This is a genomic window from Microbispora sp. GKU 823 (assembly GCF_002027145.1).
Classification (GTDB): Bacteria; Actinomycetota; Actinomycetes; order Streptosporangiales; family Streptosporangiaceae; genus Microbispora; species Microbispora siamensis.
Window position 1 is genome coordinate 147,113 of sequence record NZ_MWJN01000002.1, and the last position, 19,400, is coordinate 166,512.

Annotated in this window: 17 protein-coding genes and 2 pseudogenes; 4 read left to right on the forward strand and 15 right to left on the reverse strand. The window is 71.6% G+C overall.

Features of this window, described 5'->3' with window-relative positions:
• Positions 1–28: 28 nt before the first annotated feature.
• Positions 29–1,207 carry an FAD-dependent monooxygenase gene (locus B1L11_RS02230; protein WP_079312893.1) on the forward strand — a complete coding sequence of 393 codons (1,179 nt, stop codon included), beginning with the start codon at positions 29–31 and terminating at the stop codon, positions 1,205–1,207.
• A 119-nt stretch (positions 1,208–1,326) separates the two neighbouring features.
• A complete protein-coding gene (locus B1L11_RS02235; protein WP_079312672.1) occupies positions 1,327–1,974 on the forward strand; it encodes a superoxide dismutase family protein in 648 nt (215 codons plus the stop codon).
• A gap of 21 nt (positions 1,975–1,995) precedes the next feature.
• On the opposite strand, the gene B1L11_RS02245 is transcribed toward B1L11_RS02235, so the two are convergent.
• The 4 genes from B1L11_RS02245 to B1L11_RS02260 form a co-directional block, all read right to left on the reverse strand.
• Complete coding sequence (locus B1L11_RS02245) at positions 1,996–4,191, reverse strand: TIGR02453 family protein (protein ID WP_218670844.1); 2,196 nt, start codon at positions 4,189–4,191, stop codon at positions 1,996–1,998.
• Positions 4,188–5,012 (reverse strand): polysaccharide deacetylase family protein, encoded by an 825-nt coding sequence (locus B1L11_RS02250; RefSeq protein WP_079312676.1) that lies wholly within the window; start codon positions 5,010–5,012, stop codon positions 4,188–4,190. Before B1L11_RS02250 ends, B1L11_RS02245 begins: the two co-directional genes overlap by 4 nt.
• Positions 5,013–5,046: 34 nt before the next feature.
• Positions 5,047–5,352, reverse strand: a complete 306-nt coding sequence (locus B1L11_RS02255) for a hypothetical protein (RefSeq protein WP_079312678.1) — start codon at positions 5,350–5,352, stop codon at positions 5,047–5,049.
• A 121-nt stretch (positions 5,353–5,473) separates the two neighbouring features.
• Positions 5,474–6,106, reverse strand: coding sequence for a helix-turn-helix domain-containing protein (locus B1L11_RS02260; RefSeq protein ID WP_079312680.1), 633 nt, complete (start codon positions 6,104–6,106; stop codon positions 5,474–5,476).
• Between the two features lie 98 nt (positions 6,107–6,204).
• On the opposite strand from B1L11_RS02260, the gene B1L11_RS02265 reads away from it, so the two are divergent.
• Positions 6,205–7,005 carry a DMT family transporter gene (locus tag B1L11_RS02265; protein ID WP_256862157.1) on the forward strand — a complete coding sequence of 267 codons (801 nt, stop codon included), beginning with the start codon at positions 6,205–6,207 and terminating at the stop codon, positions 7,003–7,005.
• Positions 7,006–7,112: 107 nt separating this feature from the next.
• On the opposite strand, the gene B1L11_RS02270 is transcribed toward B1L11_RS02265, so the two are convergent.
• Positions 7,113–7,706 carry a sigma-70 family RNA polymerase sigma factor gene (locus B1L11_RS02270; RefSeq protein ID WP_079312684.1) on the reverse strand — a complete coding sequence of 198 codons (594 nt, stop codon included), beginning with the start codon at positions 7,704–7,706 and terminating at the stop codon, positions 7,113–7,115.
• 327 nt (positions 7,707–8,033) lie between these two features.
• Here B1L11_RS02270 and B1L11_RS02275 point away from each other — a divergent pair, with 327 nt between their 5' ends.
• Positions 8,034–9,104, forward strand: coding sequence for a PLP-dependent cysteine synthase family protein (locus tag B1L11_RS02275; RefSeq protein WP_079312686.1), 1,071 nt, complete (start codon positions 8,034–8,036; stop codon positions 9,102–9,104).
• A 46-nt stretch (positions 9,105–9,150) separates the two neighbouring features.
• Here the strand turns inward: B1L11_RS02275 and ftsY are convergent.
• The 10 genes and pseudogenes from ftsY to rsmD all read right to left on the reverse strand — a co-directional run bounded on the left by ftsY (position 9,151) and on the right by rsmD (position 19,086).
• Positions 9,151–10,331 (reverse strand): annotated as a pseudogene (gene ftsY / locus B1L11_RS02280) (signal recognition particle-docking protein FtsY).
• A gap of 177 nt (positions 10,332–10,508) precedes the next feature.
• Positions 10,509–14,250 (reverse strand): annotated as a pseudogene (locus B1L11_RS02285) (chromosome segregation SMC family protein).
• Between the two features lie 261 nt (positions 14,251–14,511).
• On the reverse strand, positions 14,512–14,706 hold the full coding sequence (locus B1L11_RS02290; RefSeq protein WP_079312688.1) for a hypothetical protein: 195 nt from the start codon (positions 14,704–14,706) through the stop codon (positions 14,512–14,514).
• Positions 14,707–14,894: 188 nt separating this feature from the next.
• Entirely contained in the window at positions 14,895–15,164 is a 270-nt protein-coding gene (locus B1L11_RS02295) for an acylphosphatase (RefSeq protein WP_179154936.1), read from the reverse strand.
• A 47-nt stretch (positions 15,165–15,211) separates the two neighbouring features.
• The gene (gene mutM / locus B1L11_RS02300) at positions 15,212–16,093 is read right to left on the reverse strand and encodes a bifunctional DNA-formamidopyrimidine glycosylase/DNA-(apurinic or apyrimidinic site) lyase (protein WP_079312690.1); all 882 of its coding nucleotides are present in this window, start codon (positions 16,091–16,093) and stop codon (positions 15,212–15,214) included.
• A 16-nt stretch (positions 16,094–16,109) separates the two neighbouring features.
• Positions 16,110–16,859: a ribonuclease III gene (gene rnc / locus B1L11_RS02305; protein ID WP_079312692.1), complete on the reverse strand. Its 750-nt coding sequence runs from the start codon at positions 16,857–16,859 to the stop codon at positions 16,110–16,112.
• A 357-nt stretch (positions 16,860–17,216) separates the two neighbouring features.
• Positions 17,217–17,396: a 50S ribosomal protein L32 gene (gene rpmF, locus B1L11_RS02310; RefSeq protein WP_030506036.1), complete on the reverse strand. Its 180-nt coding sequence runs from the start codon at positions 17,394–17,396 to the stop codon at positions 17,217–17,219.
• A 1-nt stretch (position 17,397) separates the two neighbouring features.
• Positions 17,398–17,952, reverse strand: coding sequence for a DUF177 domain-containing protein (locus B1L11_RS02315; RefSeq protein ID WP_079312694.1), 555 nt, complete (start codon positions 17,950–17,952; stop codon positions 17,398–17,400).
• Between the two features lie 70 nt (positions 17,953–18,022).
• On the reverse strand, positions 18,023–18,499 hold the full coding sequence (coaD, locus tag B1L11_RS02320; RefSeq protein WP_079312696.1) for a pantetheine-phosphate adenylyltransferase: 477 nt from the start codon (positions 18,497–18,499) through the stop codon (positions 18,023–18,025).
• A gap of 17 nt (positions 18,500–18,516) precedes the next feature.
• The gene (rsmD, locus tag B1L11_RS02325; protein ID WP_079312698.1) at positions 18,517–19,086 is read right to left on the reverse strand and encodes a 16S rRNA (guanine(966)-N(2))-methyltransferase RsmD; all 570 of its coding nucleotides are present in this window, start codon (positions 19,084–19,086) and stop codon (positions 18,517–18,519) included.
• Positions 19,087–19,400 lie beyond the last annotated feature (314 nt).

Genomic DNA, 19,400 nt, shown 5'->3' on the forward strand with positions numbered 1-19,400 from the left:
GGCTCGCGGCAGACGAGGAGTGGTGAGCATGAGCAAGGTGACCAGCGCTTTGGTGATCGGCGGCGGCATCGCCGGGCCCGTGACGGCGCTCGCCCTGGCCAGGGCCGGCATCCGGGCGACCGTGCACGAGGCCCACGACAGCGCCGCGGACGGCGTCGGGGCGATGCTCAGCCTGGCCCCGAACGGGCTCGACGCGCTGCGGATCGTGGGAGCGGACGAGGCGGTGCGGGCAGTGGGGCAGCCTGTCCCCGGCGTGGTGATGGCCGACGGCGCCGGGAACCGGCTCGCCGAGTTCGGCGGGTTCCCCGGCCTGCCGCCCACCCTGGCGATGCCGCGCGCCGCCCTCTTCCGGGCACTGGCCGACCACGCCGTGGCGGCGGGGGTGCGGATCGAGTACGGCAAGCGGCTCGTCTCCGCCGAGGAGACCCCGGAGGGGGTGACCGCCACGTTCGCGGACGGCACCACCGCCACCGCCGACGTGCTGATCGGCGCCGACGGCATCCGATCCACCGTCCGCACGCTGATCGACCCCGGCGCACCGGGCCCCGAGTACGGCGGCGTCCTCAGCTTCGGCGGCTACGCCGACGACGCCGCCGTACGCGCGGAACCGGGGGTCATGTACTTCGCCTTCGGCCGCACCTTCATCGGCTACTGGCGACTGCCCGACGGCCGGATCTGCTGGTTCGCGAGCCTGCCCCGCACCGAGCCCCTCACCTACGCCGAGGTCGTCCGCGTCCCCGCCGCGGACTGGCTGGCCCGCCTGCGCGACCTCTACGCCGGTCACGTCCCGGGCGAGAAGCTGCTGGCGGGCACCGACCCCGGCGACCTCATGATCACCGGCCCGATGGAGCGCATGCCCCCGGTGCCGCACTGGCACCGCGGCCGCATGGTCCTCGTCGGCGACGCGGCCCACGCCCCGTCGTCCAGCTCTGGGCAGGGCGCCTCTCTGGCGGTGGAGAGCGCCGTCGAGCTGGCCCGCTGCCTGCGCGATCTGCCGCTGCACGAGGCTTTCGGGGGGTTCGGGGCGTTCGCGGCGTTCGAGCGTCTCCGGCGCCCTCGGGTGGAGATGATCGGCGGCGACGCCGCGGCCAAGAACAAGGCCAAGGCCGGCCAGGCCGGCGACCGGCCCGCCATGCCGGCCCCCGAGCAGATGTTCGCCCCCGTCCACCTCCACCACATCGACTGGGACGCGCCCGTCGGCGCCTGACGCCGCGACCGGCAAGAGCGGGTAAACGTCGGGCACAGATGGCGTCGTGTGCCGCTCCCCGCCACATCCGGGCGTGCTCTGCTGTCGCAGGCATCGAGTGTGTCTGAGGAGGAGCGACCATGCCCCGCACAACCCGTTTCGCCCTGGCCGCCGGGCTCGCCCTGGGACTCGCCGCCGCGGCCGCCCCGGCCGTGCCGGGGCTGTCCGCCGGGATGGCGGCGGCCTCGGCCTCGCAGGCCCGTCACTGGGAGTCGGCGAGTGGGTCGGCGACCGCCGTCATCAAGAACACCGCCGGACGCGTCCTCGGCACCGTGCGGGTCGAGCGGTACGACGCGAAGAAGTCGCGGGTCAGCGTCAGCGTGCGGGGGCTCACTCCCGGGTTCCACGGCTTCCACGTCCACGCCGCCGGCGTGTGCGACGCGCGCTCCGTCGACCGGGCGACGGGCAGCGCGTTCTCCAGCGCCGGAAGCCACCTCGGCCCCGGGGAGCACGGCGACGGAGCCGGGGACATGCCGCCGCTGCTGGTGGCCGCCGACGGCACCGCCTCCGCGTCGTTCGTCACCGACAGGTTCACGCTGGAGCAGCTGGGCGACGCCAACGGCAGCGCGTTCGTGGTGCACGCCGGGCCGGACAACTTCGCGCACATCCCGGACAGGTACTTCCACCGCCCCGACGCCACCGGCGCCACGGGCCCGGACGCGACCACGCGCAAGACCGGCGACGCCGGCGCCCGGATCGGCTGCGGGGTCGTCAAGGTCCACGCCTGATCCGTCGCCTCCCGAGCGATGTCAGGAGATGTGGCGGCGCAGCCAGTCGACCAGCGGGACCAGCGCCCGCCAGGTCGAGCGGACCCGGTCGAGGGTCTCGGGGGTGTGCAGCCACGGCTCCGGCTCGAACCGCCGCCCGGCGTGCAGCGTCTTGTGCCGGAGGAGTTCGAGCCGGGGGTGGTCCTCGGGCGTCCCGCGGGGACGGGTCTTGAGCCGGTCGCCGCCGACCGTCAGGTCACCGGGCAGGGCCGCGAGGGTCTCCTCCAGCAGGGTCCCGGCGGTGTCGTCGTCCAGCGCCTCGCGGTAGCGGAGCACCTGGTCGCCCGGCATCCACCAGCCCGCCGCCACGTAGAGGCCGTCGGCGTCCACCTGCACGTAGTAACCGACGCCCTCCACGCCCACTCCGCAGTAGGCCCCCTGATGCGTCTTGTACGGCGACTTGTCCTTGGAGAACCGGACGTCGCGGTGCGGCCGGAACAGGTGGGCCGGTCCGAACTCCGGCTCCAGCTCGTCCATGAGCGCGAGCATCGGCGCCCGGACCCCGGTCTCGTACAACTCCTTGTGGGCCGACCAGTACGCCTTCGAATTGTCGGCGACCAGGCCCTCGTAGAAGATGAGCGCCTCGTCAGGGAACCCGCTGAAACCCATGCCACCCACCTTCGCACGCCCCACCGACAGTCCCGGGACCGGGACCGGGACCGCGCTTACGCGCTCAGCGCCGCCGTCGCGCCGTGCCGAAGATCGACCTGGTGATCTCCCGGCCGAGCGCGGTCGCGGCGGTGCGGGCCAGCGACCTGAACTCCTTCGAGGCGAGCATCTCTTCGAGCGCCGACTGCCTGGGGCCCTCTCCGGTCTCCCCTCCGGTCTCCCGACCGGGGCTTGCGGCTCGGGCTCCTGCTGCCGGGCCAGACGCGCGGCGAGGATCTCGTACGCCGACTGCCGGTCCACGGCCGTGCCGTACTTCGGCAGGAGCGGGGACGCGGCGATGATCCCCTGGACGACCGCCGGGGCGGACGGCGCCATGAGCGAGCGCGGCGCGCGCAGCCGTGTCCAGGCGACCGGCGTCGGGGCCCCGGTCTCGGACAGGACCGTGACGACCGCCTCCCCGATGCCGAGCTCGGTGAGCAGCCGTTCGAGGTCGTAGGAGGAGGCGGGGAACGTCGAGACGGTCGCCTTCAGCGCCTTGGCGTCCTGCGGGGTGAAGGCGCGCAGGGCGTGCTGCACGCGCGCGCCGAGCTGGGCGAGGACGTCGGCCGGCACGTCCTTGGGCGTCTGGGTGACGAAGAAGACCCCGACCCCCTTCGACCGGATCAGCCGCACGGTCTGGGTGATCGACCTGAGGAACGCCTTGGACGCGTCCTCGAACAGCAGGTGCGCCTCGTCGAAGAAGAACACCAGCGACGGCTTGTCGGGATCCCCCACCTCGGGCAGCGTCTCGAACAGGTCCGCGAGCAGCCACATCAGGAACGTGGAGAACAGCTGCGGCCGGTCCTGCACGGCGGGCAGCTCCAGGATGGAGATCACGCCGCGCCCGTCCGGCGTGGTCCGCAGCAGGTCGTGCACGTCGAACTCGGGCTCGCCGAAGAACGCCTCCGCCCCCTGGGCCTGGAAGTTCACCAGGGCGCGCAGGATGACCCCGGCGGTGGACGCCGACAGCCCGCCGATGCCGCTCAGCGCCTCCGGCGTCTCGGTCAGATAGCGGATGACGGCGATCAGGTCCTTGAGGTCCAGCAGCGGCAGCCCGTTCGTGTCGGCGAAGTAGAAGATCAGCCCGAGCGACGACTCCTGGGTCTCGTTGAGTTCGAGCACCCGCGACAGCAACGTCGGCCCGAACGCGCTCATGGTGGCGCGCAGCGGGATGCCCTCCCCCACGCCGCCGAGGGAGAAGAACTCGGTCACGCAGCCCTCGGGCGCCCAGTCCTGGCCCACGTCGGCGGCCCTGCGGGCGATCCGGTCGCCCGGCGTCCCCGGCGAGGCCAGGCCGGACAGGTCGCCCTTGACGTCCGCGAGGAACACCGGCACGCCCTGAGCGGCGAGCTGCTCGGCCATGAGCTGCAGCGTCTTTGTCTTCCCCGTGCCGGTCGCCCCGGCCACCAGGCCGTGCCGGTTCATCATGCGCACGGGGATGCGGACGCGCTCGGCGGGATCGGCCGTGCCGTCCTCGCGTACGAGCGCGCCCAGCTCCAGCGCCGGGCCCTCGAAGTCGTAGCCCTTCATCGGTTCGTGTACTTCTTCCCGGGCGTGGTGCTGCCGAGCAGCTCCGAGACGGTCACGTACGTGAAGCCCTTGTGGTCGAGCTTGTCGAGCAGATGGGGCAGCGCCTGCACGGTGGTGGGGTGGATGTCGTGCATGAGCACGATGTCGCCCGGTTTGGCCGCGGCGCTGCGCTGGGCGATCGTCGTGGGGTTGCGGTTGAGCCAGTCGAGGGTGTCGACGGCCCACAGGATCTGCGCGAGCCCGGTCTGCTTCGTCTCGTTGTCCACCGCCTGGTTCGTCGCACCGTACGGCGGGCGCATGAGCCGCATCGTCACGCCGGTCGCCTTCCGCACGGCCTCCTGCGTCCGGTCCAGCTCGCGGCGCAGGGCGTCGGACGACAGCCCCGGCAGCGAGGCGTGGTCCCAGGAGTGGTTGCCGATCTCGTGGCCCTCGGCGGCCATCCGCCGCACGAAGTCCCGCGTCTCGCCCGTGATCATCTGCCCGAGGATGAAGAACGTGGCCCGGGCGTGGTGGGCCGCGAGGAGGTCGAGGACGTGCCCGGTGTATTCGGCCGGCCCGTCGTCGAACGTCAGCGCCACGCATTTGTGCTGCCTGCAGTCGACGCGCCGCGGCGGCGGGACCGCGGGCAGGCGCGGCCCCGGCGCTCCCCGTTGCGCCCCCGCGAGCCGGAAGCGCAGCAGGTCGGCGTCGAAATGCCGGGGCGTGCCGAAGCGCGGATGCGGCGCCACGGGACGTTCCCCCGCGGCCGGTACGGTGGTTGTCCTGGCCTGGGCACATCCGCCGAGCAGCAGCAACGACAGCAGAACGGATCCGATCCGCATACGACCCCCCGGAGCAGGCGGGGGGCCACGAACGCTACGGATAGCCTCCGGCCGCTCCCCCCCGCAGAACCTTTTCCAGCTCCTCCCACCAGGGCGGCACGTCCGCCTTGAGTTCGGCGTACCTGCGCGCCACCCGGATGGCGCATCCTGCGGGGTCCGTACCCAGGTGCCGGCACTTCACGGCACCCTCGCGCCAACGGTAAAAGCCCTCACGGAAGGTCACGACCAGGCCTATCCAGACGGAGAGAGTAGCCTCGTCACCGATCTCGTAGGCGTCGGCCACCCCGAGCGCGGCGAGTTCCGCGCGAAGTTTTTCCACCGCGACTCGCGACTCACTCACCGGCCACCGCCCCCTGCACAGCAGACACGCACAAAAAGGGATGTACCCAACCTTGGAGCGGCGCTTGCGGATTCATTCTGTAATCATCGGCTACTAAGCGTCACCACGCAGCCCTTACTCGTCAGTCATGTGCGGGTTCTCCGGCAGCAGGAGGCTCACCGAGGTTGGGCGGCACCGTCGCATCAGGCGGTTCGGGGGGCTCGGTGACCACCATCACGAACCGCAGCGGCTCGTCGTGCTCGTTGGCGTACCGGTGCGGCCGGTCGGCGCTGAACACGACGGCGTCGCCGGGCCCCACGACGTGGCTCCTGCCGTACACGGTCAGCGTGAGCCGTCCCTCCAGGACGGTGAGCATCTCGCGGGTGCCGGCGGGATGCGCGTCGCCGTCGTGGTGCTCGCCCGGCCCGAGCCGCCAGTCCCACAGCTCCAGGATCGCGGGCGCGTCCGTCCCCACGAGCAGGCGGGCCGACCCTCCCCCCGGATGCCGGAACGTCACGACCTCGGAATCGTGCACGACCCGTACGACCGGGGTGTCGGCGACCTCCACCAGCCGCGCGAGGGTCACGCCCAGCGCGTCGGCGATCCGGGTGAGCGTGTTGACGCTCGGGTTGGTGCGGCCCTGCTCGATCTGGATGAGCATGCCGCGGCTCACGTTCGACCTGGCCGCGAGCTCGTCGAGGGTCATCCCCCGGTGTGCCCGCTGGCCCCGTACGTTCGCGGCGATGGCCGCGGTGATCGTCGCAGGATCAGCCATGAGTACAGCGTAGTGATCTCCTACTACAATCCATTGCACTCTCGATGCAATCTTTTGGGGGATCTGTGACGGCGGTGGCCCTCGCTACGGCATGCGCGGTGATCTTCGGCACGGCCGACTTCTTCGGGGGGCTCGCCACCAGGCGGTCGAAGGTGCTGGCCGTCGTCGTGCTCTCCCAGCTCGGCGGCCTGCTGCTGGTGGCCGCCCTGCTCCCGGTGCTGCCGGGCCACGCGAGCACGGCCGCGCTGGCCTGGGGGATGGCCTGCGGGGTCGCCGGCGCCTTCGGCATCGTGCTGTTCTACCGCGGCCTGGCCACCGGGATGATGTCGGTGATCGCCCCGACCACGGCCACGACCGCGATGGCGGTCCCCGTGGTGTTCGGCCTGCTCACCGGCGACCGGCCGTCCGCCCTGGCGCTCGTGGGCGTCGCGCTCGGCCTGTTCGCCGTCCTGCTGGTCAGCCGCGAGCCGAACGGCGGGGCGAGCGGCCCGAAGGCAGGGCCGATCCTCGCCGCCCTGGTGTCGGGAGCGGGTTTCGGCGGGTTCTTCGTGCTGCTCAAGCTGGCCCCGGCCGACTCGGGCACGTGGCCCCTGCTGGGGGCGAGGATCGCGTCGATCACGCTGGTCGCGCTGCTGGCCCTCACGACCCGCAGGAGCCTGCGTCCGGTGCCCGGCAGCCTCACGGTGACGATCACGGCCGGGGTGCTCGACATGGCCGCCAACGTGCTCTATCTCTTCGCCGCGCAGCGGGGGATGCTCACCCTGGTGGCCGTCCTGGTGTCGCTCTATCCGGCGAGCACGCTGCTGCTCGCGCGTTACGTCCTGGGCGAGCGGCTGAGCCCGGTGCAGATCACCGGCGTCGGGTTCGCGCTCGGCGCGATCGCCCTCATCGCCGCCTGAACTCGCGCCCCTGAACCGCGCCCCTCAACCGCGCCCCGAAGCGCGTCGGGGCCCGCCGGCGCGGGACACCACGTCCCTGCGCTCCTCACGGGCCCGTCAGGCGCGGGTCAGGCGGCGCACACCTGCTCGGGGACGCGTACGACGCCTTCCTCGCGGGCGTAGTCCTCCAGCATCCCCCGGAGCTGGCGGCGGCCCCGGTGCAGCCTGGACATGACGGTGCCGATCGGGGTGCCCATCCGGTCGGCGATCTCCTTGTACGCGAAGCCCTCGACGTCGGCCAGGTAGACGGCCACCCGGAAGTCCTCCGGCAGGGCTCGCAGGGCGTTCATCACGACGCTGTCCGGGATCTGGTCGAGCGCCTCGGTCTCGGCCGAGCGCAGCCCGGTCGACATGTGCGACTCGGCCGCGGCCAGCTGCCAGTCCTCGATCTCCTCGGCGGCCGACAGCTTGGGCGAGCGCTGCTTCTTCCGGTAGTCGTTGATGAAGTTGTTCGTGAGGATGCGGTGCAGCCACGCCTTGAGGTTCGTGCCCTCGCGGAACTGGTGGTACGACGTGAACGCCTTCGCGACGGTCTCCTGGACCAGGTCCTCGGCATCGGCGGGGTTGCGCGTCAGACGCATGGCGGACGCGTAGAGCTGGCTCGTCACCGGCACGACCTCACGCTCGAACCATGCCTGCCGCTGCTCGTCGGTCGAGATCATCTCTTCCCCCTACGGAACTTCTCCCCCGTTACCCGTCCGGCCGGAACACATGCGAGGTCACTCGTTCATCGTTGTGCCAAGGACATCGTGCCGATTGGGGCCTAAGCACGGTGTTAGTGTCGTCCGGCCTGGTCAGCGCCATCGCCGTGGAGACCAGGCCCGCGCGGCCAGGTCACGCGCAAGCCGAACAAGTCTCATTAGCGTAACACTGGAGCCTCAATCCGGAGTAAAATGTGGCAGATTTCACTGACCGCCCGCAGGCGCAGGCCGCCGAAGCGGTGAGCCGCTCTTTGGTGTTCATGCCGAGGAGCGTGCCAGAGTGGCGCCATGAACCACCTGGATCGGCACGATCCGGTCACGAGGGCATGGGTGGCCGACGCCATCCAGGCCGTCGAGGCCGACGCCAACCGAAGCTGTGACACTCACCTGCATGTGTTCCCGCTCCCCTCGCACTGGGGTGTCGACCTCTATCTGAAAGACGAGTCGGTGCACCCGACCGGTTCACTCAAGCATCGACTCGCCCGGTCCCTCTTCCTGTACGGCCTGGCCAACGGCTGGATCGGGCCCACCACCACGATCATCGAGGCGTCCAGCGGATCCACCGCCGTGAGCGAGGCGTACTTCGCCCGGCTGCTCGGCCTGCCGTTCATCGCCGTGATCCCGGCGAGCACCTCGCCGGAGAAGCGGGAGATCATCGAGTTCTACGGCGGGAAGTGCCACCTGGTGGACGACCCGAGGGCGATCTACGACGAATCGCACCGGCTCGCCGCCGAGACCGGCGGGCACTACATGGACCAGTTCACCTACGCCGAACGGGCGACGGACTGGCGGGGCAACAACAACATCGCCGAGAGCATCTTCCAGCAGATGGCCCTCGAACGGCACCCGGAGCCCGCGTGGATCGTGGTCGGCGCGGGCACCGGCGGCACCTCGGCGACGATCGGCCGCTACATCCGCTACCGCCGCCACCAGACCCGGCTGTGCGTCGCCGATCCCGAGGGCTCGGCGTTCTATCCGTCCTGGATCTCGGGCGAGGAGCACGGCGGCGCCGGATCGCGGATCGAGGGCATCGGCCGGCCGCGGGTCGAGCCGTCGTTCCTGCCGACGGTCATCGACCGGATGACCCAGGTGCCGGACGCCCTGTCGATCGCGGCCATGCACTGGGTCAGGGAGGTCACCCGCCGGGAGGTCGGCGGCTCGACCGGCACCAACATCGCGGCGGCGGTGCAGATCATCCGCGAGATGCGGGAGCGGGGTGAGCGCGGCAGCGTGGTCACGCTGATCTGCGACGGCGCCGAGCGCTACCGCGACACCTACGGCGACCCGCGCTGGCTGTCGGAGCAGGGCATCGACGTCGGCCCCCACCTCGAAGAGTTGCGCGCCTTCCTCCGGAGCTGACGATCGGCGGGCCGGGGATCTCCGGCCCGCCGCCGTCTCCTGTTCGTCAGTCGCCCAGCAGCGCGTCGACGAAGACGTCGGGGTCGAACGGCGCGAGGTCGTCCGGTCCCTCACCAAGGCCCACCAGCTTCACGGGCACGCCCAGCTCGCGCTGCACCGAGATCACGATGCCGCCCTTGGCCGTGCCGTCCAGCTTGGTCAGCGCGATGCCGGTGACGTTGACCACCTCGGCGAAGACCTGCGCCTGGCGCATGCCGTTCTGCCCGGTGGTCGCGTCGAGGACGAGGAGCACCTCGTCCACCGCCGCCTTCTTCTCGATGACCCGCTTGACCTTGCCCAGCTCGTCCATGAGGCCGGTCTTGGTGTGCAGCCGTCCCGCGGTGTCGATGATGACGGTGTCCGCCTTGTCCTCGATGCCCTTGGCCACGGCGTCGAACGCCACGGACGCCGGGTCGCCGCCCTCCGGGCCGCGCACCACGCCCGCGCCGACGCGGTCACCCCACGTCTGGAGCTGGTCGTCGCCGCCGCGCGGAAGGTGTCGGCGGCGCCGAGCACGACCTTCCTGCCGTCGCCGACCAGGACCCGGGCGAGCTTGCCCGAGGTCGTGGTCTTGCCGGTGCCGTTGACACCGACGACGAGGACGACAGCCGGCCGCTCCCCGTGCGGCTGGGTGTGCAGGGTGCGGTCCAGGTCCGGCGCGACCTGCGCGAGCAGTTCCTCGCGCAGCAGCTTGCGCACCTCCTCGGGGGTGCGGGTGCCGAGCACCTTCACCTTCGTCCGCAGTTCCTCCACCATTGCACGGGTGGGGGCCACGCCGACGTCGGCCGTGATCAGTGTCTCCTCGATCTCGTCCCAGACCTCGTCGTCGAGCCGGTCGCGCGACAGCAGTTCGAGCAGGCCCCGGCCGAGGACGTTCTGCGAACGGGCGAGCCTGCCGCGCAGCCGCACCATCCGGCCGGCCGAGGGCGGCGGGACCTCGATCTCGGGAGCCTTGATCAGCTCTTCGATCGGAGGGGCGGGCGGCGGCAGTGTGGTCGTCGTGCCGCCGTCCTCTTCGCCCAGCCCCGTCTTCGCGGGCTCCTCCGCAACGGGAGCCTTCGGCTCGGGCGGGGCCGGCGGCGCGGGCGGCAGGTCCTTCGCCTTCGGCCGGAACAACAGCCACAGGCCACCCACCGCCAATATGGCGACGATGGCCACGATCACGATGATGCCGAGGTAACCGTCCACACCATGCAGTTTCCCAGATCACCCGCATTACTCCGGCCAGGGCAACTCAATCGAGCGATCCGGAGGGGCGCGCCGCCGGTCTGGACTGAGGAGCGCGCGGGAGCGAAGCGACCAGAGCGCGACGAGGGAAGACGGCGGGTGTGAGCGCCCCGATGGTGAGCGGGAAACGCGCTCTCCTCAGACCTTCTCGCGGAGGCGCTGGCTGACGACCTGGGTGACGCCGTCGCCGCGCATCGACACGCCGTACAGCGCGTCGGCGATCTCCATCGTGCGCTTCTGGTGCGTGATCACGATGAGCTGTGAGGTCTGTCTCAGTTCCTCGAACAGGGTGAGCAGCCGCTGCGTGTTGGTGTCGTCGAGTGCCGCCTCGACCTCGTCCATCACGTAGAACGGCGACGGGCGCGCCTTGAAGATCGAGATGAGGAACGCGACCGCCGTCAGCGACCGCTCGCCGCCGGACAGCAGCGACAGCCGCTTGACCTTCTTCCCGGGCGGCCTGGCCTCGACCTCGACGCCGGTCGTCAGCATGTCCTCGGGGTCGGTCAGCAGCAGGCGGCCCTCGCCGCCGGGGAAGACCCGCTGGAAGATCCCCTGGAACTCGCGCGCCACGTCCTCGTACGCCGCCGCGAAGACCTGCTCGACCCGGTCGTCGACCTCCTTGACCACGAGCAGCAGGTCGCGCCGGGTCTTCTTGAGGTCTTCGAGCTGCGAGGTCAGAAAGGCGTGCCGCTCCTCAAGCGCGGCGAACTCCTCCAACGCCAGCGGGTTGACCTTGCCGAGCTGGGTCATCTGCCGTTCGGCCGTCCTGGCCCGCTTCTCCTGCTCCTCCCGCACGTACGGCACCGGCGGGTCGCCGGGCACCGGCACGCTCGGCCCGTATTCGGCGATCAGCGGTTCGAGCTCGATGCCGTACTCCTCCAGGGCACGCTGCTCCATCTGCTCCAGGCGCAGCCGCCGCTCGGTCCTGGCCATCTCACTGCCGTGGACCCGGTTGACCAGGGCGTCCAGCTCGGAGCTGAGCTCCCGTACGCGCAGGCGCACCTGCTTGAGCTCGGCGTCGATCTGCCCGCGCGCCCGCTCGGCCTCGTCGCGTTCCTCGGCGGCGCGCGCGAGCGAGCCCTCCAGTGCGCTCAGGGCGGCACGGGCGCCGTCGCCACCGCCGCCGCGATCTCCGCCTGCCGGCGGCGGCGTTCCCGGTCGGCCGCGGCCCGGGCGCGGTCCTGCCGCTCGCGCTGCGCCGCGCGCAGCAGGGCGTCGGCCGTCCCGCGATGCCCCGCACCCGCTCCTCGGCCGTACGGACGGTCAGCCGGGCCTCCATCTCGGCCTGCCGGGTGACGCCGCAGGCGGCGGCCAGCTCGTCGCGGGTGTCGGTGGTCGGCTCCGCCTCCAGCTCGGCGGCGTACTCCGCCTCGGCGAGCTGCTCCTCCAGCTCCACCACCGCGGCCTGGGCCTGCTCGCGCGCCTCCTGGGCGTCCACGACGGACCTGCTCAGCCGGGCCGCCTCGTCCTGGGCGGCCTTGACGGCGGCCTCCAGCCGGGCGAGCTGCTTGGCCGCCGCCGCCGCCCGCTGGTCGGCCTCCCGCTGCCTGCCACGCAGGCGGTCGAGCCCGGCCTGCGCGGCGTTCAGCCCGTTCTGCGCGGCGTTGACGCCGCTCTGGGCGGCGCTCACGCCGCTCTGCGCCTCCGTGACCCGCGCCTGCGCCTCCTCCAGCGCGAGCTGGCACTCCCGTTCCGCGGCCACGGCCTCGGCCAGCGCCTCCGCGTGCCGTTCGGCCCCGGCTCTGGCGGTGGCGAGATCGGCGGCGGCCTCGTCCAGGGCCGTGCGCATCTGCAGCAGCGAGGAGCCGCCGCCCGAGCCGCCGTGCGCGGCGTGGACGCCGAGCAGGTCGCCGGAGGTCGTGACGGCCCGCAGCTCCGGATGGGCGTCCACGACCTTGCGCGCGGTGAGCAGGTCGGGCACCACGATCACGTCGGACAGCAGCGCGTCCACGGCGGGGCGCAGCTCGTCCGGCACGGTCACCAGGTCGGCGGCCCATTCCGCGCCCGCGACGGGCACCTCCGGCCGCGCGGCGCCACTCTGTCCACCACCGCTCTGGCCGCCGCCGCTCTGGCGGTCGCCCGCGATCAGGAGGGCGGCGCGGCGGCGTCGGCCTCGCGCAGGTGCTCGACGGCCGCGACGGCGGCGGTGAGCGAGGCGACGGCCACCCCGTCCACGGCCAGCACGGCCGCGACGGCCGCCTCCGCCCCCCGGACGTACGGCCAGCAGCGTGGCGATCGGGCCGAGCAGGCCGGGCAGCCCGGCGCCGAGCAGCGCGGCGGCGCCGTCCGCTCCCCCGGCCAGGCTCATCTCCAGGGCCTCGCACCGCGCCTGGAGAGCGGCGACCGCGCGCTGTGACTCCTGGTCGGCGGCCCTGGCCGTGCTCACGGCGGCCTTGGCGGCGGCAAGCGCGTCCCTGGGCGCGGCCAGGTCGGCCCGCGCCCGCTCCACGACGGCCTCGGCCTCCTCGGCCACGGCCCTGGCCTCCTCCACCGCGGCGCGGGCGAGGTCCACACCTTCCTGCGCGGCCTCCAGCTCGGCCACGAGCTCGGGGTCGGCCGGCGGCTCGTTGAGCGCCTGCGCGTCGAGCTCGTCCTGGGCCTGCTCCGCGCGCCGGGTGGCGTCCTCGACGGCCTTGGTGAGCCTGCCGATCTCGTCTCCGGCGGCCCTGGCCCGGCTCCTGGCCGACTCGACCTGGCCGCGGAGGCGGGCGAGGGCCTCGCGGCGGTCGGCCGCGGCGCGGGAGGCGGCGGTCAGGCGCCGCTCCTCGGCGGCCAGCGCCTCCTCGGCCTCGGCGCGGACCTCGACGGCGGCCTCCAGGCGCTCGCGCGCCTCGTCCAGCTCCTCCGCCAGCACCCGCTCCTGCTCCCGCACCTCGGCGGCCTCGCGCTCCAGGTCCTCCGGGTCGCGCCCGCGCCGCTCGATGGACGCGGCGTCCGCGGCGTGCCGCCGCCGTTCGGCCGCGAGGCTCTCCACGCCGCGCAGCCGCTCGCGCAGGGCCGAAAGGCGGTAGAAGGTCTCCTGGGCGGCCTTGAGGCGCGGCTGGGCCTCGTTCTCGGCCGCCTCAAGCTCGGCCTCCCGCCGCTGGCCCTCGGCCAGCTCCGCCTCCACCTGGGCACGCCGCGCCTGTACGGCCGCCTCGTCGGCCTCCTCCCGCTGCAGCGTGTCGCGCAGGGTGATCACGTCGTCGGCGAGCAGGCGCAGGCGCGCGTCACGCAGGTCGGCCTGGATGACAGCCGCCTTGCGGGCGATCTCGGCCTGCCTGCCCAATGGTTTGAGCTGGCGGCGCAGCTCGGCCACGAGGTCCTGGACGCGGGTCAGGTTGGCCTGCATCGCGTCGAGCTTGCGGAGCGCCTTCTCCTTGCGCTTGCGGTGCTTGAGTACGCCCGCGGCCTCCTCGATGAACGCCCGGCGCTCCTCCGGCCCCGCGTGCAGCACCTGGTCGAGCTGGCCCTGGCCGACGATGACGTGCATCTCCCGGCCGATGCCGGAGTCGGACAGCAGTTCCTGGATGTCCAGAAGGCGGCAGGTGTCGCCGTTGATGGCGTACTCGCTCTGGCCGGACCGGAACATCAGCCGGCTGATCGTCACCTCGGTGTAGTCGATCGGGAGCGCGCCGTCGGTGTTGTCGATGGTCAGCGTGACCTCGGCGCGGCCGAGGGGCGGGCGGCTGGAGGTGCCCGCGAAGATGACGTCCTCCATCTTGCCGCCGCGCAGCGACTTGGCGCTGTGCTCGCCCATCACCCACGCGAGCGCGTCCACGACGTTGGACTTGCCGGAGCCGTTGGGGCCCACCACGGCGGTGATGCCCGGCTCGAAGCGCAGGGTGGTGGCCGAGGCGAAGGACTTGAAGCCGCGTAAGGTGAGCGTCTTCAGGTACACGTCCGCCCCCCTCGGTGCCGCCTGGCGTTTGGGGGGAAAGACTACAGCTCCCGAGGGCCGGGTACGCGGGGATAGGCACCGGCGCCCGCTCGGGGAATGAACACGAGGTAACGACAAGCCGGGCGGTTCACCCGTTCCGCCCACGGCTCGTTATTTATGATCAGTTAGCCGCCGAATCAATTACCGGGGAACGACGGTGGAAATGGCAAGGGACGCCTTTGCGGGGCGTCCCTACAATCCTTTCCCGTTTCCTGCCGGACCTCAGGTGAGAGCCGGCTCGCGATCCTGCAGCCGGACCAGGGCCTCGTCACGAGTTTGCGCCGCAAGCGCGTCGTTCTGGGCCTGGAGCCGGTTGAGTTCTGCCTCGAGGTCGCGGATGCGCTGCTGGAGACGGCGCATTTCCGAGATCATCCGAGGGTCAGGACCGCCGACGTGGCCGAGTAGAGCCTTCGCCATAGTAAAGGGTCCTCCACGCTGAGTGACCAGACTGGTTCGCGCACTTCATGCCGCGGGAGGGGTGCGCGTGGTTCCTCTCAAGAGTCGCACCGGCAATGGAGACGGTCAAGTTGAACGCTCCGCACAGGCGTGCCGGTGGGCACTCTCGCTAGATAAATATACCGGATTTGAGGGGTTTGAGGGAAGCCCTACCTCTCGACAAACCCGGCGATACCTCTCTTCGCATCGCTCCAGCGCTCGACCACCCCCTCAACATGGCCGGGCGTGTCTCCGGTGCGTAACAACGACAGGAGCCTCTCGCACGACTCCCTCGGGCCCTCGGCGACGACCTCGACCCTCCCGTCGGCCAGGTTCGAGGCCCACCCGACGAGCCCGAGCTCGAGTGCGCGGGCACGGGTCCACCAGCGGAACCCCACACCCTGCACCCGTCCCCGGACCCATGCCGTCAACCGAACCACGCCTACAAGTATCCAGATCGACTTCGGCCGCGACAGCGGGGGGTGGCCTACGGGCGGGCGTTCCTCGGGCGGGGCTGGCACTTCGGGCAACTGTAGGAGGACCGGTTCATGAACGCCTCGCGCCGGATCGGCGTCCCGCAACGGCGGCACGGCTCGTCCCGTCTGCCGTAGACGGCGAGCGAGCGGTCGAAGTAGCCGCTCTCGCCGTTCACGTTCACATAGAGGCTGTCGAAGGAGGTCCCGCCCTGCCCCAGCGCCTCGGTCATGACCGCGCGGACCGCCGCAAGCAGTTCGGCGATCTTCGGCCGGGTCAGCGTCTCCGTCGGGCGCGCCCAGTGCAGGCGCGCGCGCCACAACGCCTCGTCCGCGTAGATGTTGCCCACCCCGCTGATCAGCGACTGGTCGAGCAGCGCCCGCTTGATCCCCGTACGGCGCAGCCGCAGCCGTACGGCGAACTCCGCGTCGTCGAAGGCGTCCTCCAGCGGGTCGGCGGCGATGTGCGCGATCGGCTCGGGCACCGGCCGCCCCCGCCCCGCGGTCATGGGCGCCACCAGGAGGTGCCCGAAGGTGCGCTGGTCGACGAAGCGTAACTCCAGGCCGCCGTCGGTGAAGCCCATGCGCACACGCAGGTGCTTCTCGATCGGCGACAACGGGTCCACGACGAGAAGCTGGCCGCTCATGCCGAGATGGGCGATCAGCGCCTCGCCGGGCTCCTCCTCGACGGAGGCACCGTCCCGCAGGGGCAGCCACAGGTATTTGCCGCGCCGCTCGGCAGATGCCAGCGTGCGGCCCTTGAGCTGGGCGGGCAGGTCGCCGACGTTGCGGCGTACCGCCCGGGGGTGCAGGACCTCGGCCGCGGCCACCGTCCGGCCGGCGACCCAGCTCTCCAGGCCCCTGCGGACGACCTCGACCTCGGGCAGTTCGGGCATGCGCCGTCTCCGGGGCTCAGGCGCGTACGGGGCCGGCGCCCTCGCGGGCGTCGCGCAGCGCGCGGATCGCGGTCCAGGCCGCCTCGGCCGCCTGCTGCTCGGCCTCCTTCTTGCTGCGCCCGGAGCCCTTGCCGTACTCCTTGCCACCCACGCGCACGATCGCGGAGAACGACTTGGCGTGGTCGGGCCCGCTCTCGTCCACGTGGTATTCCGGCACGCCGAGCATCTCGGCGGCGGTGAGCTCCTGCAGGGACGTCTTCCAGTCGAGCCCGGCGCCGAGCGACGCCGACCGCGTGATGAGCGGGTCGAACAGCAGGTGGACGACGCGGAACGCCTCGTCGAGGCCCTTGTCGACGTACACGGTGCCGATCAGGGCCTCCAGCGTGTCGGCCAGGATGGACGACTTGTCCCGGCCGCCCGTGCCCTCCTCGCCGCGGCCGAGCCGCAGGTACTTGCCGAGGTCGAGCGTCCTGGCGACGTCCGCGAGCGCCCGCATGTTGACCACCGCGGCGCGCAGCTTGGCGAGCTGGCCCTCCGGCAGGTCCGGGTGGTTGCGGAACAGCGTGTCCGTCACCACGAGACCCAGCACCGAGTCGCCCAGGAACTCCAGGCGCTCGTTCGTCGGCAGCCCGCCGTTCTCGTAGGCGTACGAGCGGTGCGTCAGCGCCCGTTCCAGGATGCCGGTGCTGAGCCGGACATCCAGGATCTGGGCCAGCTCGTCTCTGGCGACCTCGACGGGCACGGGCTTTACGGACGGCGCGGCCATGAAATCCTCCCAACTCCTAAGTGCAGGCAGGGCCGTGCACGGGAGGCAGGTGGACCGGCCGAAGGCCCGAAGGCGTGGTGGACGCCGGTCCGCCGGGAGCCGATGGCCCCGGCGTCCACCACGGCCGCGGGCGTGCATGTCGGTGCGTACCGTCCAACCGCCACCGCACGTTCCTGTGAAGCACGGTAACGCCGACCGGGTCGTCTTGACGATCCGGCCGGCGTCCCGATGGCTACGCGCGGCCCAGATGGCGCCTCGCTGCGTTATCGTCGTCGCCCATAGCTCCGCTATGGGCTCCTCCTCCGCCTTGCGATGCATCCATCTGGATCCACGCTCACGAGGCAGCTCTACGCGCGATCAGGCCGACGGCTCGACGACCTGACGGCGGTTGTAGGTGCCGCAGGTCGGGCAGGCCACGTGCGGGCGCTTGGGCGAGCGGCACTGCGGGCAGCTCACGAGTGCGACCGCCGCCGCCTTCCACTGGGACCTGCGGGCGCGGGTGTTGCTCCGCGACATCTTCCGCTTGGGGACGGCCACGTCAACCCTCCTGATCGTCTTCCTGTTCCACAACCAAACCCTGCAGCGCCGCCCAGCGGGCGTCGATCGCTTCGTGCCGGTGGTCAGGGCCGGCCTCCGCCAGCCTGATCCCGCACTCCGCACAGAGACCGGGGCAGTCCTCACCGCACACCGGGCTCAGCGGCAGTGCGAGCACCACCGCGTCACGGAATACCGGCTCGAGATCGAGCAGTTCGCCGTCGAGGAGCAGATCGTCCTCTCCGGCGTCCTCCGCCGAGTAGAAGTAGAGCTCCTGGAAGTCGACCTCGATCTCCGAGGCCAACGGGTCCAGGCAGCGCGAGCACTCCCCCGTCAGGGGAGCCTGCGCCGTGCCCGTGACGAGCACGCCCTCCATCACCGCCTCGAGCCGGATGTCCAGCTCGACGTCGGCGTCCTTGGGAACGCCGATCATTCCGACCGCGAGGTCCGCCGGTGCCGGGAGGACCGGGCTGAGCGTGCGCATCGATCCCGGTCGGCGCCCCAGGTCGTGGGTGGAGATCACCCAGGGGGCTCGGGGATCGAGGCTGTGCAGACTCATCCTGCTCTCGTTAGGCATGGCGAATCACCGCCGTCGTGCAAGGCTGAAAGGCAAGAATACCAGCCCCGGTTCAGCCTCTGAGCCGCTCCACGAGCAGCTGGTGGACGAGGTCGGGGACCAGGCCGGACACGTCCCCGCCATACCGGGCGATCTCCTTGAGCCTGCTGGACGACAGGAAGGAGTACTCCGGGTTGGTGGACATGAACAGCGTCTCGACACCCGACATCCGGTAGTTGAGCTGGGCCATCTGCAGCTCGTAGTCGAAGTCGCTGACCGCGCGCAGGCCCTTCACGATGGTCGGGATGCCCTGCTGCCTGCAGAAGTCGACAAGCAGGCCGTGGAACTTCTCGACGCGGACGTTGCCGTACTCCTTCGTCACCGCCTGGAGCATCTCGATGCGCTCGTCGACGGTGAAGAGGCTGTGCTTCTCGATGTTGATGAGCACGGCCACGACGACCTCGTCATACAGCCGTGACGTCCGGCCGATGATGTCCAGATGTCCGTTGGTCACGGGATCGAACGACCCCGGGCAGACGACACGACGCAAGGCGCACCCCCATAGAGTCACGGGTTCCCGGCTGCGCGACCGTACCAAACGGCCGCTTCGCCGTATCGACGGACCCTGTCTTCCGTGAAGCCCGCGGGCCACACCAGGTCCTTACCCCTCGACTCCCGCTCGACGGCCACGAGCGCGCCCTCCGTGAGCCAGCCGTTGTCGCGCAGCGCCTCCAGCACCCGGGAGACCGCCTCGCCGGAGACGGCGTAGGGCGGATCGGCGAAGACGAAGTCGTACGGCTCCTCGCACGGCCGGCCCACCACCCGTTCGACCTTTTCGGCCCGCAGGGACGCCCCCGGCAGCCCGAGCGACGCGATGTTCTCCCTGATCGTGCGTACGGCCCTGGCGTCCGACTCGACCAGCAGCGCGTGGGCGGCCCCCCTGCTCAGCGCCTCGAGCCCGACGGCGCCCGACCCGGCGTACAGGTCGAGGACCCGGGCCCCCTCCAGCGAGCCGAGCGCGGAGCCGACGGTGGCGAACAGCCCCTCCCGGGTGCGGTCGCTCGTCGGCCTGGTCGATCTCCCCGGCGGGACGGCCAGCCTGCGTCCCCCCGCCGTCCCTGCGATCACCCGCGTCACGCCTTCATTGTCCCGCCCGCGACGGCCTTCCCGGCACGGCGGGCGGAAGAGGCCGGGAAGATCGCACAGGTCAAGAGTGGGCAAGCGGCGGCGACGAATGAGTAAGAGCCGTATCGCGGGCTCCGTCACATGCGCATCATGAGTTCTGCGGCCTTCACGGTGACCCAGGGGAAGGCCGGCCGGCGTGGTCGTGAGCCCTTCCGCACGTCGGCGCCTCGGCACCTGACCCGAGGGCGGGCCCGGCCGGGGACGGCATTCGGGGGGAGGCCGTCCCAAGGCTGGGCCCTGGGTCGTTAACGGGCGTCGTGTTCACA

Bases quoted from the DNA above. Each gene is read 5' to 3' on its own strand.
- B1L11_RS02230 (WP_079312893.1), top strand. From the start codon at position 29: ATGAGCAAGGTGACCAGCGCTTTGGTGATCGGCGGCGGCATCGCCGGG.
- B1L11_RS02235 (WP_079312672.1), top strand. From the start codon at position 1,327: ATGCCCCGCACAACCCGTTTCGCCCTGGCCGCCGGGCTCGCCCTGGGA.
- B1L11_RS02245 (WP_218670844.1), bottom strand. From the start codon at position 4,191: ATGAAGGGCTACGACTTCGAGGGCCCGGCGCTGGAGCTGGGCGCGCTC.
- B1L11_RS02250 (WP_079312676.1), bottom strand. From the start codon at position 5,012: ATGCGGATCGGATCCGTTCTGCTGTCGTTGCTGCTGCTCGGCGGATGT.
- B1L11_RS02260 (WP_079312680.1), bottom strand. From the start codon at position 6,106: ATGGCTGATCCTGCGACGATCACCGCGGCCATCGCCGCGAACGTACGG.
- B1L11_RS02270 (WP_079312684.1), bottom strand. From the start codon at position 7,706: ATGATCTCGACCGACGAGCAGCGGCAGGCATGGTTCGAGCGTGAGGTC.
- B1L11_RS02275 (WP_079312686.1), top strand. From the start codon at position 8,034: ATGAACCACCTGGATCGGCACGATCCGGTCACGAGGGCATGGGTGGCC.
- B1L11_RS02290 (WP_079312688.1), bottom strand. From the start codon at position 14,706: ATGGCGAAGGCTCTACTCGGCCACGTCGGCGGTCCTGACCCTCGGATG.
- mutM (WP_079312690.1), bottom strand. From the start codon at position 16,093: ATGCCCGAACTGCCCGAGGTCGAGGTCGTCCGCAGGGGCCTGGAGAGC.
- rnc (WP_079312692.1), bottom strand. From the start codon at position 16,859: ATGGCCGCGCCGTCCGTAAAGCCCGTGCCCGTCGAGGTCGCCAGAGAC.
- B1L11_RS02315 (WP_079312694.1), bottom strand. From the start codon at position 17,952: ATGAGTCTGCACAGCCTCGATCCCCGAGCCCCCTGGGTGATCTCCACC.